Origin of the sequence: Pseudorhodoplanes sp. (genome assembly GCF_050250235.1) — a bacterium.
Classification (GTDB): Bacteria; Pseudomonadota; Alphaproteobacteria; order Rhizobiales; family Xanthobacteraceae; genus Pseudorhodoplanes.
Genome location: NZ_JBFWPA010000002.1, coordinates 65,889 through 82,727, shown reverse-complemented (window position 1 = coordinate 82,727; position 16,839 = coordinate 65,889). Strand labels below are relative to the sequence as shown.

15 protein-coding genes are annotated in these 16,839 nt (G+C 64.3%); 9 read left to right on the top strand and 6 right to left on the bottom strand.

Features of this window, described 5'->3' with window-relative positions:
• Positions 1–7: 7 nt before the first annotated feature.
• From phnD (AB7F49_RS01590) to AB7F49_RS01580, 3 genes are all read right to left on the bottom strand, one after another.
• Entirely contained in the window at positions 8–928 is a 921-nt protein-coding gene (gene phnD, locus AB7F49_RS01590; protein ID WP_428519887.1) for a phosphate/phosphite/phosphonate ABC transporter substrate-binding protein, read from the bottom strand.
• Positions 929–1,144: 216 nt separating this feature from the next.
• Positions 1,145–2,107, bottom strand: a complete 963-nt coding sequence (gene phnD, locus AB7F49_RS01585) for a phosphate/phosphite/phosphonate ABC transporter substrate-binding protein (protein ID WP_428519616.1) — start codon at positions 2,105–2,107, stop codon at positions 1,145–1,147.
• 93 nt (positions 2,108–2,200) lie between these two features.
• On the bottom strand, positions 2,201–3,586 hold the full coding sequence (locus AB7F49_RS01580; RefSeq protein WP_428519614.1) for a formimidoylglutamate deiminase: 1,386 nt from the start codon (positions 3,584–3,586) through the stop codon (positions 2,201–2,203).
• Between the two features lie 99 nt (positions 3,587–3,685).
• Between AB7F49_RS01580 and hutI the strand changes: the two genes are divergently transcribed.
• From hutI to AB7F49_RS01560, 4 genes are all read left to right on the top strand, one after another.
• Complete coding sequence (gene hutI / locus AB7F49_RS01575) at positions 3,686–4,885, top strand: imidazolonepropionase (RefSeq protein ID WP_428519612.1); 1,200 nt, start codon at positions 3,686–3,688, stop codon at positions 4,883–4,885.
• Positions 4,886–6,421, top strand: a complete 1,536-nt coding sequence (gene hutH, locus AB7F49_RS01570; RefSeq protein WP_428519610.1) for a histidine ammonia-lyase — start codon at positions 4,886–4,888, stop codon at positions 6,419–6,421. It abuts the gene before it with no gap.
• A gap of 125 nt (positions 6,422–6,546) precedes the next feature.
• Complete coding sequence (gene hutU / locus AB7F49_RS01565) at positions 6,547–8,211, top strand: urocanate hydratase (RefSeq protein WP_428519608.1); 1,665 nt, start codon at positions 6,547–6,549, stop codon at positions 8,209–8,211.
• A 124-nt stretch (positions 8,212–8,335) separates the two neighbouring features.
• Positions 8,336–8,893 (top strand): hypothetical protein, encoded by a 558-nt coding sequence (locus tag AB7F49_RS01560; RefSeq protein ID WP_428519606.1) that lies wholly within the window; start codon positions 8,336–8,338, stop codon positions 8,891–8,893.
• A gap of 121 nt (positions 8,894–9,014) precedes the next feature.
• Here AB7F49_RS01560 and AB7F49_RS01555 read toward each other — a convergent pair whose 3' ends face one another.
• From AB7F49_RS01555 to AB7F49_RS01545, 3 genes are all read right to left on the bottom strand, one after another.
• Complete coding sequence (locus tag AB7F49_RS01555; protein ID WP_428519604.1) at positions 9,015–9,800, bottom strand: ABC transporter ATP-binding protein; 786 nt, start codon at positions 9,798–9,800, stop codon at positions 9,015–9,017.
• Positions 9,797–10,570, bottom strand: a complete 774-nt coding sequence (locus AB7F49_RS01550) for an ABC transporter permease (protein WP_428519602.1) — start codon at positions 10,568–10,570, stop codon at positions 9,797–9,799. Before AB7F49_RS01550 ends, AB7F49_RS01555 begins: the two co-directional genes overlap by 4 nt.
• A 184-nt stretch (positions 10,571–10,754) precedes the next feature.
• Positions 10,755–11,696 (bottom strand): ABC transporter substrate-binding protein, encoded by a 942-nt coding sequence (locus AB7F49_RS01545; protein WP_428519600.1) that lies wholly within the window; start codon positions 11,694–11,696, stop codon positions 10,755–10,757.
• Positions 11,697–12,163: 467 nt separating this feature from the next.
• Here AB7F49_RS01545 and AB7F49_RS01540 point away from each other — a divergent pair, with 467 nt between their 5' ends.
• The 5 genes from AB7F49_RS01540 (at position 12,164) to AB7F49_RS01520 (ending at position 16,748) form a co-directional block, all read left to right on the top strand.
• Positions 12,164–13,351 carry a M24 family metallopeptidase gene (locus tag AB7F49_RS01540; protein WP_428519598.1) on the top strand — a complete coding sequence of 396 codons (1,188 nt, stop codon included), beginning with the start codon at positions 12,164–12,166 and terminating at the stop codon, positions 13,349–13,351.
• Between the two features lie 62 nt (positions 13,352–13,413).
• Positions 13,414–14,358, top strand: coding sequence for a 2-hydroxyacid dehydrogenase (locus AB7F49_RS01535; RefSeq protein ID WP_428519596.1), 945 nt, complete (start codon positions 13,414–13,416; stop codon positions 14,356–14,358).
• Positions 14,359–14,401: 43 nt separating this feature from the next.
• Positions 14,402–15,196: an ABC transporter ATP-binding protein gene (locus tag AB7F49_RS01530; protein ID WP_428519595.1), complete on the top strand. Its 795-nt coding sequence runs from the start codon at positions 14,402–14,404 to the stop codon at positions 15,194–15,196.
• Positions 15,193–15,933: an ABC transporter permease gene (locus AB7F49_RS01525; protein WP_428519593.1), complete on the top strand. Its 741-nt coding sequence runs from the start codon at positions 15,193–15,195 to the stop codon at positions 15,931–15,933. Before AB7F49_RS01530 ends, AB7F49_RS01525 begins: the two co-directional genes overlap by 4 nt.
• Positions 15,921–16,748 (top strand): ABC transporter permease, encoded by an 828-nt coding sequence (locus tag AB7F49_RS01520; protein ID WP_428519591.1) that lies wholly within the window; start codon positions 15,921–15,923, stop codon positions 16,746–16,748. The genes AB7F49_RS01525 and AB7F49_RS01520 overlap by 13 nt, the downstream gene beginning before the upstream one ends.
• The last annotated feature ends 91 nt before the right edge of the window (positions 16,749–16,839 follow it).

Genomic DNA, 16,839 nt, shown 5'->3' with positions numbered 1-16,839 from the left:
CGTGAAGTCAGCCCTTGCAGTCGTATTTCACGCCCATGGCCTGATCGATTTCGCGCACCGCCTGCCAGTGATCCTTGTAATTGATCGGCAGGAATTTCTGCATCGGCGGCGTGGTCTTGCCGAACTCCTTCGCCAGTTCGGAACCCTCCCAGGGGAAGGTGAAGAAGGCTTCCTTCACCTTGGCGGCGAGTTCCGGCTTCAGGTTGTAGACATAGCCGTAGCCGGTGGTCGGGAAGGTCTTGGACTTGAAGATCGTGACGATCTGATCCTTCTTCACCACGCCGCGCTCGAACATGCGATGCATCACTTCGTTGGCGATCGCCGCGGCCGGATAGTCCTTGTTGGCGACGCCCAGCACCGAATTGTCATGCTTGCCGGAAAACACCGGCTCGAAATTCTTGCCGGCCTCAAGCCCGTAATTCTGCTTCAGCAGTGCCGATGGCGCCCGGAATCCGGAATTCGACGTTTGCGAGGTGAAGGCCATCTTCTTGCCCTTGATGTCCTCGATCTTGCTGACGCCGCTGCCCGGATAGGTGATGATCTCCATCTCGTAGCCGAACTGCCCGTCCTTCGACGACATCAGCGCGAACGGCACGAAACCGGCGCAATTCACGGCCAGGGGATTCGAGCCGGTATTGAAGCCGGCGACATGCAGGCGTCCGGCGCGCATCGCCTCAAGCTGCGCGGCATTCGATTGCACCGGGAAGAACTGCACCCGCTTTCCGGTGACCTTCTCCATATGCCTGATGAAGCCGTCCCAGACCTTGGCATAGACCGCCGGGTCTTCAACCGGGGTATAGGAGAAGATCAGCACGGGCGGATCGACGAAAAGCTTCGGGTCCTTCGGCGCATCGGCGACCATGTCGCCGTCGGCGTCGGTGAAGCGCTGGTCCAGTGCGGAAACCGATGCCGGCATCGCCGCCAGCATCAAGGCGGCGAGGATGCCGCGCAGAAGACGGAAACGCATGTGTGACCTCCCATCGCCGAGCCGCTCGGCGGAACCGAGGTTGCGCGAAAAGCGATCCTCGCCGGCCATGATGAACGTGCTCAGGCTGGAACCAATCATTACAGATTTACGACCCGCCGCAAGGGCCTCGAACCGGCTTGAACCGCACACCCGTCCGTGTCAGCCGCGTCGTCTCTGTCAGCCCTTGCAATCGTATTTGACGCCCATCGCACCATCGATGTCGCGCACCACCTGCCAGTGTTCCTTGTAGGTGATCGGCAGGAATTTCTGCTGCGGCGGCTGCGAAGTTCCGAATTCCTTCAGCAGGTCCGAACCGTCCCAGTCGAAGCTGAAGAACGCCTCTTTCACCTTGGCCGCCAGTTCCGGCTTGAGATTGTACACATAGCCATAACCCGTGGTCGGGAAGGTCTGCGACTTGTAGATGGTGTCGATCTGCTCCTTCCTGACCACGCCGCGCGCCATCATGCGCTGCATGACGGAGTTCGCGACCGCCGCGGCGGGGTAATCCTTGTTGGCAACGCCGACGATCGAATTGTCGTGCTTGCCGGAAAACACCGGCTCGAAATCCTTGCCCGCTTCGAGCCCGAATTTCTGCTTCAGCAGCGCGGACGGCGCCTTGAAGCCGGAATTCGAGGTCTGCGAGGTGAAGGCCATCTTCCTGCCCTTGATGTCCTCGACTTTGCCGACGCCGCTGCCCGGAAAGGTGATGATCTCCATCTCGTAACCGTAGGCGTTTTCACGCGACGCCATCATCGCGAACGGCACGAAGCCCGCGCAATTGACCGCCAGCGGATTGGAACCGGTATTGAAGCCGGACACGTGCAGGCGTCCGGCCCGCATTGCCTCGAGCTGCGCGGCGTTGGACTGGACCGGGAAAAACTGCACCTTCTTGCCGGTGACCTTTTCCAGATGCCTGACGAAGCCGTCCCAGACCTTGGCGTAGACCGCGGGGTCCTCCACCGGCGTGTAGGAGAAGACCAGCACCGGCGGATCGATGAATTGCTTGGGATCCTTCGGCGCGTCGGCGACCAGATCGCCGTCGGCGTCGGTGAAACGCTGATCGAGCGCCTGCGCGGGAAAAGCTGCGAACGCCGCAAGGCCCGCGGCGACGGTGATGGTGGCGAGGAACGTGGAGCGCATGGACGAAGCCCCTCCGACGGGCGAAAGATGAGATTCGACCACTGAGCTAGGGTCGCGGCATGACAGTCATGTGACGCGATCCACCGGCCTGCGTCAGCCTTTCGCCAGACGCGACACTATGCTGCGGTATTCTTGGGCAATCGCGTCCCGCGCATGGTGGCGACCCTCCCGGACCGCGATCTTGCCGCCTGCCAGCACCGTCCGGATCAGGCCGCGGCCCGCGGAAAAAATCAGGATATCCAGCACCATATCGTTGCTCGATGCGCCGGCGAGATCGGGATGATCCGCATCCAGCACCACGATGTCCGCGCGATATCCGGCCGCCAGCGCGCCGATCGGCCGCGCCAGCGCCTGCGCGCCGCCCGCAAGCGCCCGCGTATAGAGCGAGCGCCCGGTCGACTCGCCCTCTGTGGTGGTCATCACGTTGCGGGCGCGCGCCTTCAGGCGCTGCGAATATTCGAGCTGGCGCAATTCTGCCGGCGCATCGATCTGGATGTTGGAATCGGTGCCGATCCCGAAGCGGCCTTGCGCTGCGAGAAATGTCTCGCCATTGAAGATCCCGTCGCCCAGACTGCCTTCGGTCAGCGGACACAGGCCCGCGACCGCGCCGGACCGGGCAAGACGCCTGGTCTCGTCGTCGGTCATGTGGGTCGCGTGGATCAGACACCAGCGCTGGTCGATCCCCATCTCGTCCAGCAGCCATTGCACCGGCCGCGCGCCGAGGCTGGCCTCGCAATCGTCCACCTCTTTCGTCTGCTCGGCCGCATGGATATGCACCGGCCCGTCGGCGAAGATCGCCGCGACTTCCCGCAACTGGCCGGTCGATACCGCGCGCAGCGAATGTGGCGCGATCCCGATCGCCGCACCGGGCAGCGCCGCCACGATAGCGCGTGAGCGCTCCATCAGGCGGACAAAGCGATCGGTCGGATTGATGAATCGAATCTGTCCGGGATTGGGCGCGGCGCCGCCGAAGCCGCCGTAGGTATAGAGTGACGGCAGCAGGGTCAGACCGATCCCGGATGCGACGCTCGCCGCAGCGATGCGTGCGGCCATTTCGCCGATATCGGCATAAGGCCGCCCGGCCGGGTCGTGATGCAGATAGTGGAATTCACCGACGGTTGTGAATCCGGCCTCCAGCATCTCCATATAGGCATAGGCCGCGATCGCCTCGACATCGTCCGGCGTCAGTTGCCCCAGAAACCGGTACATCACTTCGCGCCAGGTCCAGAAGCTGTCGCCAGAGGGTCCGCGCCGCTCGCCGAGGCCCGCCATGCCTTTCTGGAACGCGTGGCAATGCAGGTTCGGCATGCCCGGAAGGGCAATGCCGGCCACCCGCTCGGCGTCGGCCGGCGCGTCACCCGTCGTCACCCGCGCGATCAGGCCGTCATCGCCGACCTCGACCAGCGCATGCTCCGCCCAACCTGACGGAAGCAGCGCCTTTTCAAGCAGATATGCGCGCAATTCAGCCTCGCTCGACATGCGGCTGCTGCCACCCTTATATCTCTATAGCAGTCATTCCGGGGCGCGGACGAAGTCCGGTTCCGCAAGCGCCCCGGAATGACGGCAGAGGCATAACCTATGCGTTTCGACACCATCTGGCGCGATGCCCGGATTGCCACCCTTGCCCCGCAAGCCGCCGCGCTCGGTGAAGTGACCGGTGCGGTTGCAGCGAAGGACGGCAGGATCGCCTTTGTCGGTCCGGAATCCGGCCTGCCGACCGGCTGGGACGCGGCAACGACCGTCAAGCTCGATGGCCGCTGGATCACACCCGGACTGATCGATTGTCACACGCATATCGTCTATGGCGGCGACCGCGCACACGAATTCGAGCTGCGCTTGAAAGGCGCGAGCTACGAGGAGATCGCCCGCGCCGGCGGCGGCATCGTCTCGACCGTGAAGGCCACGCGCGCGGCGAGCGAGGACGCGCTGGTTGCGCAGTCGCTGAAGCGACTGGATGCCTTGCTGGCGGAAGGCGTCACCACCGTCGAGATCAAGTCCGGCTATGGCCTCGATCTCGTGACCGAGACCAAGATGCTGCGCGCGGCGCGAAGGCTCGGCCGCGAGCGCGACATCGGCGTGGCCACAACATTTCTCGGCGCGCATGCCATGCCGCCGGAGGCACACGACAAGGATGCGTTCATCGCCAAGGTCTGCGCCATGATCCCGCAGATCAAGCAGGCGGGACTGGCCGATGCGGTCGATGCCTTCTGCGAGGGCATCGCGTTCTCGCCCGAACAGACCGCCCGCGTGTTCGACGCGGCAAAGGCGAGCGGCCTGCCGGTCAAGCTGCATGCCGACCAATTGTCGAACCTGCACGGCGCGGCATTGGCCGCCCGCTACGACGCGCTGTCCGCCGACCATCTGGAATACACGGACGAGACCGGGATTGCGGCGATGGCGCAAGCCGGCACCGTCGCGGTACTGCTGCCGGGCGCGTTCTACGTGCTGCGCGAGAAGCAATTGCCCCCGGTCGATGCGCTGCGCCGTCACAAGGTTCCCATTGCCATTGCGAGCGACTGCAATCCCGGCACCTCGCCGATCACGTCGCTGCTTCTGACCATGAACATGGCATCGACCCTGTTCCGTCTCACCGTGGAAGAAGCCATCGCCGGTGTAACGCGCGAAGCCGCGCGTGCGCTCGGCAAGCTCGACGAGATCGGCACGCTTGAAGCTGGCAAGGCCTGCGATCTTGCGATCTGGGATGTCGAACGACCGGCCGAACTGGTCTACCGGCTCGGGCTCAATCCCCTGCATGCGCGGGTGCGGAACGGAAAGTAAATGACAGACATCACTTTTGCAGGCGACGCGCTGCCGTTGTCCGCCTGGCGCGCACTGGCACGTGGCGCAGGGCTTTCGCTGTCGCCCGCTGTATTGACGCGCGTCGACGAAGGCGCGGCAGTTGTCGCGGCCATCGTGAAAAAGGGCGAGGCGGTCTACGGCATCAATACCGGTTTCGGCAAGCTCGCCAATGTGCGGATCGCCGACCGCGATCTGGAAACGCTGCAGCGCAATCTGGTACTGTCGCATGCGGCAGGCGTCGGCGATCTGGTCCCCGCCCGCGTCGCGCGGCTGATGATGGCGCTGAAAATCGTCAGCCTCGGAAGAGGCGCGTCGGGCGTGCGGCACCAGACCCTGCAGCTTTTGAGCGGCATGCTCGCCGGAAACGTGATCCCGGCGATCCCGGCGCAAGGCTCGGTCGGGGCGTCGGGCGATCTGGCGCCGCTGGCTCATCTTGCCGCGGCCATGATCGGGGAAGGCGACGCGTTCTATGGCGGCGAGCGCATGCCCGCGGTCTATGCGCTCGGCCGCGCCGGGCTCGAACCTGTCGTGCTCGGGCCGAAGGAAGGGCTCGCGCTGCTCAACGGCACGCAATTCTCCACCGCCCAGGCTCTCACCGCCTTGTTCGAGATCGAGCGCGTGTTCCAGTCGGCGCTGATCACCGGCGCATTGGCGACCGATGCGGCGCGCGGCTCGGACACGCCCTTCGATGCGCGCATACAATCCTTGCGCGGCCATCGCGGGCAGATCGACGTGGCCGCCGCCTTGCGCGAACTGATGGATGGCAGCGGCATCCGCGCCTCGCACCGCAATATCGACGATCGCATCCAGGACCCGTACTGCCTGCGCTGCCAGCCGCAGGTGATGGGCGCGGCCCTCGACGTCATGCGGCAGGCTGCCGAAACTCTGGCCATTGAAGCGAACGGCGTTTCGGACAATCCGCTGGTGATGACGGATAATGGCGAGGTGATTTCCGGCGGCAATTTCCACGCCGAGCCGGTCGCCTTCGCCGCCGACATGCTGGCGCTTGCCATTTGCGAGATCGGTTCGCTGGCCGAGCGCCGCGTCGCGATGCTGACCGATCCGGCGCTGTCCGGCCTGCCGGCGTTCCTGACACCGCAGCCGGGGCTGAATTCCGGATTCATGATCGCGCAAGTGACGGCGGCGGCGCTCGTCTCTGAAAACAAGCAGAAGGCGATGCCGGCCAGCGTGGACTCGATCCCGACCTCCGCCAATCAGGAGGACCATGTGTCGATGGCCGCGCATGGCGCCCGTCGTCTGATTGGCATGGCGCGAAATGCCGCGCATGTCGCGGGGATCGAATTGCTGGCGGCGGCGCAGGGCTGCGACTTCCACGTGCCGCTGGTCTCGAGCCCGGCGCTGGAGCGCGCGCGTACGCTGCTGCGGCGTCATGTCCCGAAACTCGAAGCCGACCGCAAGATGGCGCCCGACATCGAGACTGCCACCGAACTCGTGACAACCGGCGCATTGATCGATGTAGTCGGAAATGACTTGCTTCCGGCGCTGGACAGCTAAGTTATACTGGTCGTCCCCGCGAAAGCGGGGACCCATATTCCAGAGCAGTGGTTATGGGTCCCCGCTTTCGCGGGGACGACTGCGGAATTGCCTGCTCGATCAATAGAACTGAAGAGCTCCCATCCATGTCCAAGCGCCTCGACAACGACCGCATCATTCGCGCCCCGCGCGGTCCGGTGATGTCCTGCAAAAGCTGGCAGACCGAGGCGCCGCTTCGCATGCTGATGAACAATCTCGATCCGGATGTCGCCGAGAAACCGCACGAACTTGTGGTCTATGGCGGCATCGGCCGTGCCGCGCGCGACTGGGAGAGTTACGATCGCATCGTCTCCTCGCTGAAGGCGCTCGAGGGTGACGAGACGCTGCTGGTGCAATCCGGCAAGCCGGTCGGCGTGTTCCGGACCCATGCCGATGCGCCGCGCGTGCTGATCGCCAATTCCAACATCGTGCCGCACTGGGCGACGCTCGATTATTTCAACGAGCTCGATCGCAAGGGCCTGATGATGTACGGCCAGATGACCGCGGGCTCGTGGATCTATATCGGCTCGCAGGGCATCGTGCAGGGCACCTACGAGACCTTCGTCGAGGTCGGCCGCCAGCATTTCGGCGGCAACCTCGCCGGCAAATGGATACTGACCGCCGGCCTCGGAGGCATGGGCGGCGCGCAGCCGCTGGCCGCGACCATGGCCGGCGCGTCGATGCTGGCGATCGAATGCCAGCCGTCGCGGATCGAGATGCGACTGCGCACCGGCTATGTCGACATGCAGGCGAAGGACCTCGACGAGGCGCTGACCATTCTCGAGCGCGCCGGCAAGGACAAGAAGGCAGTGTCGGTCGCGCTGCTCGGCAATGCGGCAGAGATGTATCCCGAACTGGTTCGGCGCGGCGTCAAGCCCGACGTGGTCACCGACCAGACCTCGGCGCACGATCCGATCAACGGCTATCTGCCGGCCGGATGGACGCTCGCCGAATGGCAGGAGAAGCGTGAGCGCGATCCGAAGGCCGTGGAAAAGGCCGCGAAGGAAAGCATGGCCGTGCATGTGCGCGCGATGCTGGATTTCCACAAGCAGGGCATCCCGACGCTCGATTACGGCAACAACATCCGCCAGCGCGCACTCGACATGGGCGTGACGGATGCGTTCGATTTTCCGGGCTTCGTGCCGGCTTACATCCGCCCGCTATTCTGCCGCGGCGTCGGCCCGTTCCGCTGGGCGGCGCTGTCGGGCGATCCGGAGGACATCTACAGGACCGACGCCAAGGTGAAGGAGCTGATGCCGCACGACAGGCATCTGCATCACTGGCTCGACATGGCCCGGCAGCGCATTCACTTCCAGGGGCTGCCGGCACGCATCTGCTGGGTCGGTCTCGGTGACCGCCACCGCATCGGCATGGCGTTCAACGAGATGGTGGCCAAGGGCGAACTGAAGGCCCCGGTCGTGATCGGCCGCGATCATCTCGATTCCGGCTCGGTCGCCTCGCCCAACCGCGAGACCGAGGCGATGAAGGACGGCTCGGACGCGGTGTCGGACTGGCCGCTGCTCAACGCGCTTCTGAATTGCGCGAGCGGCGCGACCTGGGTGTCGATCCATCACGGCGGCGGCGTCGGTATCGGTTATTCGCAGCATGCCGGCATGGTGATCGTGTGCGACGGCACGCCGGAAGCCGGCAAGCGCGTGGAGCGCGTGCTCTGGAACGATCCGGGGACCGGCGTTATGCGCCACGCCGATGCCGGCTATGACGAGGCGATCGACTGGGCGAAGCAGCAGGGGCTGAATTTGCCAAGCCTCTGAGCGGTCGCCCCCGCGAAAGCGGGGGCCCATAGCCACCGCTCTGGGATATGGGTCCCCGCCTTCGCGGGGACGACCAGGGACAGAAAGCGCGAGTCGATAGAAGCGTGCAGCAGAGAGGCGACAAGTGACCGACGACCTCCCCTCCCGCTCTCCGGACATCCCGCCCGAGCGCATCGCCACCATCGCCGGCGTACCGGTCACCATCGCCGCCATGTTCGCCGTCGCAATGATCGTGCTCGCCCTGATCGGCGCCGGCGCGACTCTGGCCAACGTGTCATGGGCGGAGAAATACTGGCTGTGGCTGGTGCCGGTGTTCGGCCTGATCTGCACGGCGGCCGCGTGGATGCGCACCGGCACGCTCGACCGCACGGTGATCCGGCAGGTCCTGCACTGGCTCGCCGTCGGTGTCACGATCGCAATCGATTTCAGCTTCTTCCGCAGGAGCGGCGAACAGACGTCGATCACGACGAGCCTGTCTTCGATGCTGCTGCTCGCGCTGGGCTGCCTGCTGGCCGGCATTCACCTGGAATGGAGCTTCGCGCTGGTCGGCATCCTGCTGCTGGCGACAGCCATCGTGGTCGCGGTCGCGCAGGAATACATGGCGCTGGTGATCGTGCTGGGAATGCTGCTGATCGTGGCGGTGCTGATCGGACAGCACGTGGTGCGCAAGTGGATGCGGTAGTGGCGCGCCGTCGCGATCCCCGCAGAACGGTCAGCTTTGACGGTCGTCCCCGCGAACGCGGGGACCCATAGCCACTACTCTGGAATATGGGCCCCCGCCTTCGCGGGGGCGACAAGCGGAATCAATGCGCTTCCGCGGCCAGCACGGCCTCGGCGCGGATTTCCTCGGTCAGCCGCGCCTTCAGTTCGGAAAATTCCGGCGAGGTCTTGATCGTGTAATGCCGCGGATGCGGCAGCGTCACCGAGAGGTCAGCCTTGATGCGGCCGGGGCGCGCGCTCATCACCAGCACGCGCGATGCAAGGAAGATCGATTCCTCGATGTCATGGGTGACGAACAGCACGGTCTTGCGCTCGCGCTCCCAGATGCCGAGCAGCAATTCCTGCATCAGCGCACGAGTCTGGTTGTCGAGCGCGCCGAATGGTTCGTCGAGCAGCAGGATTTCCGGCCCGTTGGCGAGCGCACGCGCGATCGCGGTGCGCTGCTGCATGCCGCCGGAGAGCTGTTTCGGATAATGCCGGGCGAAGCTCTGCAGGCCGACGCGCTCCAGCCACTGGCCGACGATGGCGTTGCGCTCGCCGACCGGGACGCCCTTTTCGCGCAGACCGAACGCGACATTCTCGGAGATCGTTAGCCATGGAAACAGCGTGTAGGACTGGAACACCATGCCGCGATCTGGTCCCGGCCGGGTGACCGGCTTGCCGTCAAGCAATATCTTTCCGGTCGTCGGCGTATCGAGTCCGGCGACCAGGCGCAGCAGCGTGGATTTGCCGCAGCCGGATGGCCCGAGGATGGTGACGAAATCGTTGTCGGCGATGTCGAGATTGGTCGGCTCCAGCGCCCGGGTCGGCGGCCCGCCATGCAGGCCCGGAAAGGTGCGCGAGACATTCTCGATGCGGAGCTTGGTCAAATCTGGCTCCACGGGAAGAGCCTGCGGTTCGCCGCCTTGAACAGATAGTCCGAAATCAGCCCGATGATGCCGATCACGATGATGCCGAAGATCATCTGCCCGGTCGCCAGCAGCGCCTGGCTGTCGATGATCATGTGGCCGATACCCGACGACGACCCGATCAGCTCGGCCACGATCACATAGGTCCAGGCCCAGCCCAAAACGAGACGCAGGATTTCCGCGATGTCGGGCGCCGATGACGGGATCAGCACACGGCCGAGAATACCGCGGTCGCGCGCGCCGAGCGTCAGCGCCGCCTCGACCAGATCGCGGCGCGTGCTGGCTACCGTGACCGCCACCATCAGAATGATCTGGAACACCGAGCCGATGAAGATGACCAGCAGCTTCTGCAACTCGCCGATGCCGGCCCACAGGATCAGCAGCGGAATAAAGGCGGATGCCGGCAGGTAGCGCGCGAACGAGACGAACGGCTCGAGAAACGCTTCGATCGGCTTGTAGGCACCCATCAGGATGCCGAGCGGCACCGCGACCAGTGCAGCCAGCGTGAAGCCGCCGACCACCCGCCAGATGGTGATGCCGATGTCGAAATGGAAATCATACTTGGTCAGGAGGTCGTAGCCCTCCTGCAGCATGGTGAGGGGGCTCGCAAGGAAGGTCGGCGACACATATCCGCCGTGCGTCGCGATCGCCCAGGCCGCGACGAACAGAACGAAGAACGCGATGCCCAGCAGAGCGCGTGCGGCATTGGATACGGGTGCGAGGGGACGCATGGGGTCAACGTTTCCGCAGACGGATCGGAACGTATCTCCGCTCATTCCCGCGAATGCGGGAATCCAGAGACAAGGGCTGGGTCCCCGCCTTCGCGGGGACGAGCGGATGCATGATTTTCAATCCCCCTCACCCGGCTCGCAGGCAGTCACCCTCTCCCCGCAACCGCGAGGAGAGGGAAGAAAATCACTGCACGAAACGCGGATCGGCGAGCTTGGTCAGATCCGGGATTTTCTTGATCACGCCGATCTCGAGCAGCAATTCGGCGGCTTCCTTCGAGAAGGTGTTGAACTCGCCGGCGAAGAAGGCCTTGTTGGCGGCCTGGTCCTGCCAGCGCAGATACTTGGCCGATTCGCCGAACTTCTTGGCATCCTGCTTCACGTCGGCGCCCATGATCTCGTAGGCCTTCTGCTCATCCTTCTTGATCATCTCAAGCGCCTCGAAATAGCTCTTCACCAGCGCCTTCACCGCAGCTTCGTTCTTGGCGATGAAGTCCGGGGTGCAGCCGAAGGTGTCCATCACCATCGGATAGTCGAGCGTGGTCTTGATGATCTTGCCGGCTTCGGGCTTGTCGCGCACCGCCGATAGATAGGGCTCGTAGGTCATCGCCACGTCATTCTGGCCGGCGATGAACGCCTGCGCGGCCGGTCCCGGTTCCATGTTGACGACCTTGACGTCCTTCACCGAGAGACCGTTCTTCTTGAGGAACCAGGCCAGCGTGAAATAGGGCGCGGTGCCGGGCGCCGAGGCCGCCACCGTCTTGCCCTTGATGTCCTTGATCTCCTTGACGTCGTTGCGCACGACCATGCCGTCGGCACCGTAGGACTTGTCGAGCTGGAACAGCTGCGTTGTCGGCACACCATTCGCGTTCCAGACAATCCAGGTCTCGACCGTCGTCGCCGCGCACTGGATGTCGCCCGAGGCGATCGCCAGATGGCGGCTCGCCTGCGGGATTTTCTTGATGGTCACGTCAAGGCCGTTCTTCGCGAAAATGCCGGCCTCCTTGGCCAGCGTCAGCGGCGCGAAGCCGGTCCAGCCGGAAATGCCGATATTGACCTTGGTCTGGGCGGATGCAGGCGCGGCCAGCATGGCAAGGCCGGCCGCAGCCAAAACGAGCTTCAACTTCATAGAACCCTCCGATTTGGAAAACAGAGCCGACAACCCGGCTTTGAGGCCATCGCAACACGGCGCTGAACCGGAAGTCAATTATGCAAAAAACAGCATGGGCCGGCGGCCGGGATGGCCCCCCGCCGCGCCCGAGCCGCCGGCACCACCGACGGATTGCTGCGCAGCCCGGTTATTGGGCGTCGATACCAAGCGTCTGCGTGGTTTTTGCCCAAAGCGGCAAACCGTTTTTCTCTCGCTTGCCGCGCCCTTATTATCGCAAGGCGCCTTCGGCATCGCCGCTTGCTGCGGCTTGCATGCGCACCGCATTTTCGGTGCATCGCATTGCACCGTATGCCGTGCACCGCATTGCGTGTACCGCATCGTGGTTCATCTGAACCGCTGGACGGCTACGTCCGTTATCATTACTGCATTGTACAACAATGCGGTAGAAACAGCCGCAGCCCATGCGAGCGACCGAGGAAACGATCATGAGCGACCGCAGGCTGAACCCGATTTCCACCGACGAACTCCATCGCCGCTGGACGGCTGCGCGCACCATGATGTCCGAGCGCGGGATCGACGCGCTGGTCATGCAGAACAACAACGACTGGCTCGGCGGCTATGTGAAATGGTTCACCGACTACCCTGCCTATAACGGCTATCCGCGCACCGTGATCTTCCACGCCGGCGATGCGATGACGGTCGTCGATATGGGGCCGTCCGGCGGCATCCGCTCCTTCGGCGGACAGCACGGCATTCACCGGGGTGTCGGCGACCTGCTCACGACGCCGGCCTTCACCTCGATTGCCTATACCGACGGCTATCAGGGCGAGCTTGCGCTCGGGGAGTTGAAGCGCCGCGGCTACAAGCGGATCGGCCTGCTGGGGCAGGGCGCCATGCCTTATCGCTTCGTCACGCAGATCGAGCAGGGTCTCGCCGGCAAGACCGAGATCGTGGATGCGACCGAGGAGATCGACGCGATCAAGGCGATCAAGAGCGAGGAGGAGATGGTCCTGGTGCGGCGCTGCGCGCAGATGCAGGACGAGATCTTCGCGCGCGTCTGCAGGAAGATCAAACCCGGCATGCGGGACAATGATGTCACCGCGCTTGCGCAATATGAGGGGCGGATGCTCGGCTCCGAACAGGGGCTGTTTCTTGGTTCATCGGCGCCGCTTGGCGAGGCCTCGAACTTCGTCGACCGCTACATGCAGGGCCGCGTGCTCAAGGAGGGCGAACATTTCTCGCTCCTGATCGAGAATGCCGGACCCGGCGGCATGTATACCGAGATCGCGCGCACCATGGTGTTCGGCAAGGCCTCGAACGAAGTAATGGACGGTTTCGAGACCGTGAAAGAGGCGCAGATCCACACCCTGTCCAAGATCAGGCCCGGCGTCCCGGCGCGCGACATCGCCGCCGCGCATGACGCGTTCATGGCTGCGCGCGGCTTTGATGCCGAGAAGCGGCTGTATGCGCACGGCCAAGGTTACGACCTGGTCGAGCGGCCGCTGATCCGTGCCGACGAAACCATGACGATACAAGCCGGCATGAACCTGGCCGTGCATCCGGGCTACGAGTCGCCGTCGCTGTTTGCGGTGATCTGCGACAATTATCTCGTAGGCCCGGACGGCCCCGGCGAATGCCTGCACGAGACACCGAAGCAGGTGTTCGAGCTTTAGCCGTCATCGCAAGACAAGGTCGACCGCAGAATGAACTGCGGCAAGAGGGAGCGGAACGCGGGATGAAACCGGACATACTGTACTTCGGGCATTTCCCGGACGCGACCGTCGCCGAACTGAACCGGCGCTACAATGTCCATCATTATTTCAAGATGCCGCAGCCTGACGATATCCCGGCCGACATTGCAGCACGCATACGCGGCGTCGCGACCGAGGCCAATCGCGGCATCAGTCTTGCGATGCTCGACCGGCTGCCGAAGCTCGAGGCGGTGTCGGTATTCGGCGTCGGGCTCGATCTTGTGGACGTGAAGGCGATCCAGGAACGCGGCATCGCGCTCGGCAACACGCCGGACATCATCGGGCCGGAAGTGGCGGATCTCGCCATTGGCATGATGCTCGCCTCGGCGCGGCAGATCATTTTTGCCGATCATTATGCGCGGACCGGGCAATGGGCAAGCAAGGGCCCGATCCCTCTGGGGCGCAGCGTCGCCAACAAGACCTGCGGCGTGATCGGGCTCGGCGGCATCGGCCGCGCCATCGCCGACCGTGCCGTGGCCTTCCGCATGCGCGTCCTGTACACCGGGACGCGCGAGAAGAAGGACGTGCCATACGCCTACGTCAGCGATGTCGTGGAGCTGGCGCGCCAGAGCGATTACCTGATGGTCGCGTGCAAGGGCGGACCGGAGACGCGGCATCTTGTTTCGCGCGCCGTGATCGACGCGCTCGGACCGAAAGGCACGCTGATCAATGTGGCGCGCGGCTCTGTCGTCGACGAGGAAGCGCTAATCGAGGCGCTCGCCAGCAAGCGGCTCGGCTGGGCGGCGCTCGACGTGTTCGAGAATTCGCCGAACTTCGACAAGCGCCTGCTCGATCTCCCGAACGTCATCCTGCAGCCGCATCACGGCACTGCGGCGATCGAGACGCGCCTCGAGATGGGTCAGCTGATGATCGACAATCTTGCGGCCGGCCTCGAAAAGCGCCCGCTGAGGACACCGGTGGCGGCTTGATCCCATTCTCCAGCGCCCGGCGGGGAAGGAACATGGAAGGCACATGAACGACCGCCCGCAAATCATCGTCGACAAGGTCAGCCATCTCTACCGGCCGCCAAGTGGCCGTCCGGTGCTCGCACTGGAGGAGATTTCGCTTGAGGTGCGGCCGCAGGAGTTTCTGGCTCTGCTCGGTCCATCCGGCTGCGGCAAGTCGACGCTTCTGTATCTGATCGGCGGCTTCATCCCGATCGAGACCGGCACCGTGTCGGTCGACGGAAAGCCGGTATCCCGGCCGGGACCCGACCGCGGCATCGTGTTCCAGCACTTCGCGCTGTTTCCCTGGAAGACCGTGCGCGACAACGTTCTCTACGGGCTCGAAAAGGCAAGGCTGCCGCGCGCCGAGCGCGAGACGAAGGCGAAATACTTCATCGATCTCGTCGGGCTCACTGGATTCGAGGACAGCTACCCCTCGCAGCTCTCCGGCGGGATGAAACAGCGTACCGCGCTGGCGCGCACGCTCGCCATCGATCCCGACATTCTGCTGATGGACGAACCGTTCGGCGCGCTCGATGCGCAGACCCGCCATCTCATGCAGATGGAGCTTCTCAACATCTGGCAAAGCCGGCCGAAGACCGTGATCTTCGTTACGCATGACGTGCAGGAAGCGGTCTATCTCGCCGACCGCATCGCCGTGATGTCGGCGCGGCCGGGCCGCATCAAGACCATCGTGGATAACAGGCTCGACCGCAAGGACCCGAACCTGTTCAAGTCGCAGGCCTTCGCGGAGAAGGTGGACGACATCTGGAACCTGGTGCGTGAAGAGGCCATGAAAATGCAGGGCGCCCGCACCGCATGAATGCAGCGCTTCGCTATCTGCCGCTGGTCCTGATCGCGATCGCGTGGGAGACCGCGTCTCGCCTGCAGCTGGTTTCCACGCTGGCGCTGCCGCCTTTGTCCGATGTCGCCTTGTCCTGGTGGGATTTGCTGAAAAGCGGCGAACTGATCACCAACGGCGCGTCTTCGCTCTGGCGTGCCGGCGCCGGACTGTTCCTGTCGGTCATCATCGGTTCGGCGCTGGGGATCGCCATGGCCTGGTGGCGGCCGGCGCAGATCGTTCTCGGACCGCTGGTCGAGGCGCTCTATCCGCTGCCCAAATCGGCGCTGATTCCCGTCACCGTGATCTGGCTCGGCTTCGGCGACGGCTCCAAGATCCTGCTGATCCTGCTGGGCTGCATGCTGCCGATCGCGATCGGCGCCTATAACGGCGCGCGCGGCAGCGATCAGGCGCTCGTCTGGACGGCGCGCAGCATGGGCGCGAGCCGCTTGCGCATGCTCTGGGACGTGGTGGTGCCGAGCGCCACACCGGAATTGCTCAACGGGATTCGGACGGCGCTGGCGCTTTCGTTCATCCTGCTGGTGAGTTCGGAACTCATCGTTGCGCGCTCGGGGCTTGGCTATCTGATCGGCGCACTCGGCGCCGACGGCTCCTACAGCGCGATGTATGCCGTGGTGCTGACCGTCGCATTCATCGGCTTCGCCGCCGATCGCGCCTACCAGGTGTTCCAGAACCGGATGCTGCGATGGCAACAGTGACCGTATCGCAGCCGCAGGAAGGCGCGCGCCCGACGCTCCTTGGCCGTATCGGCTGGGTGCTGGCGCATACCGGCTCCATCATCGCGCTCGGCATCGCCTGGGAATTGTTCGCGCGCTCGGGCGCTGTGACGCCGTTCCAGCTCCCGACGCTGAGCTCGGTGCTGGTTCGAATATGGGACGATGCGTTGAACGGCAGCCTCTGGCTCAACAGCAGCGTCACGCTCTACCGCGCGCTCGCCGGCTTTGCCATCGCCTCCGTCATCGGAGTCGCGCTTGGCATGGCGATGTCGCGGATCGCGATCGTGCGCTGGTTCTTCGATCCGATCGTGTCGGTGGGCTTCCCGATGCCGAAGGTTGCGTTCCTGCCGGTCATCATCCTGTGGCTCGGCGTCTACGACGCCTCCAAGATCACCATGATCGTGGTGGACGCGGCCTTCCCCGTGATCACCGCAACCATCGTCGGCATCCGCAGCGTCGACAAATATCTGCTCTGGTCCGCCCGCAATATGGGCGCCAGCAACCGCGCCCTGCTCTGGCAGATCATGCTGCCGGCCGCGCTGCCGCAAATCCTGACGGGGTTGCAGGTGGCGTTGCCGATCGCGCTGATCCTGGCGGTCTTCACCGAGATGGTGATGGGCGGCTACGGGCTGGGCGGCGCCATGATGGGCGCATCGCGTTTCGCGGACTCGCGTGGGGTATTCGCCGGCATCCTCGAGATCGCCGTCATCGGCTATGTGCTGGTGAAAGGGATGGCGTGGATCCGCCGCCGCCTCCTGATCTGGCATCAGGAGGCGATGGCGCCGAGCACGGTGTAGTCATTCCGGGGCGCGACGAAGTCGCGAACCCGGAATCCACGCACATGCCCTGTCCCTGCTGCTGGATTCCGGGTTCCGGCCTTACGGCCGG

What these genes read in the sequence shown, in the direction of transcription:
- hutH (WP_428519610.1), top strand. Translation starts at nt 4,886, where the DNA reads ATGACAGACATCACTTTTGCAGGCGACGCGCTGCCGTTGTCCGCCTGG.
- hutU (WP_428519608.1), top strand. Translation starts at nt 6,547, where the DNA reads ATGTCCAAGCGCCTCGACAACGACCGCATCATTCGCGCCCCGCGCGGT.
- AB7F49_RS01545 (WP_428519600.1), bottom strand. Translation starts at nt 11,696, where the DNA reads ATGAAGTTGAAGCTCGTTTTGGCTGCGGCCGGCCTTGCCATGCTGGCC.
- AB7F49_RS01580 (WP_428519614.1), bottom strand. Translation starts at nt 3,586, where the DNA reads ATGTCGAGCGAGGCTGAATTGCGCGCATATCTGCTTGAAAAGGCGCTG.
- AB7F49_RS01530 (WP_428519595.1), top strand. Translation starts at nt 14,402, where the DNA reads ATGAACGACCGCCCGCAAATCATCGTCGACAAGGTCAGCCATCTCTAC.
- AB7F49_RS01535 (WP_428519596.1), top strand. Translation starts at nt 13,414, where the DNA reads ATGAAACCGGACATACTGTACTTCGGGCATTTCCCGGACGCGACCGTC.
- phnD (WP_428519887.1), bottom strand. Translation starts at nt 928, where the DNA reads ATGCTGGCGGCGATGCCGGCATCGGTTTCCGCACTGGACCAGCGCTTC.
- AB7F49_RS01520 (WP_428519591.1), top strand. Translation starts at nt 15,921, where the DNA reads ATGGCAACAGTGACCGTATCGCAGCCGCAGGAAGGCGCGCGCCCGACG.
- AB7F49_RS01540 (WP_428519598.1), top strand. Translation starts at nt 12,164, where the DNA reads ATGAGCGACCGCAGGCTGAACCCGATTTCCACCGACGAACTCCATCGC.
- hutI (WP_428519612.1), top strand. Translation starts at nt 3,686, where the DNA reads ATGCGTTTCGACACCATCTGGCGCGATGCCCGGATTGCCACCCTTGCC.
- phnD (WP_428519616.1), bottom strand. Translation starts at nt 2,107, where the DNA reads ATGCGCTCCACGTTCCTCGCCACCATCACCGTCGCCGCGGGCCTTGCG.
- AB7F49_RS01525 (WP_428519593.1), top strand. Translation starts at nt 15,193, where the DNA reads ATGAATGCAGCGCTTCGCTATCTGCCGCTGGTCCTGATCGCGATCGCG.
- AB7F49_RS01550 (WP_428519602.1), bottom strand. Translation starts at nt 10,570, where the DNA reads ATGCGTCCCCTCGCACCCGTATCCAATGCCGCACGCGCTCTGCTGGGC.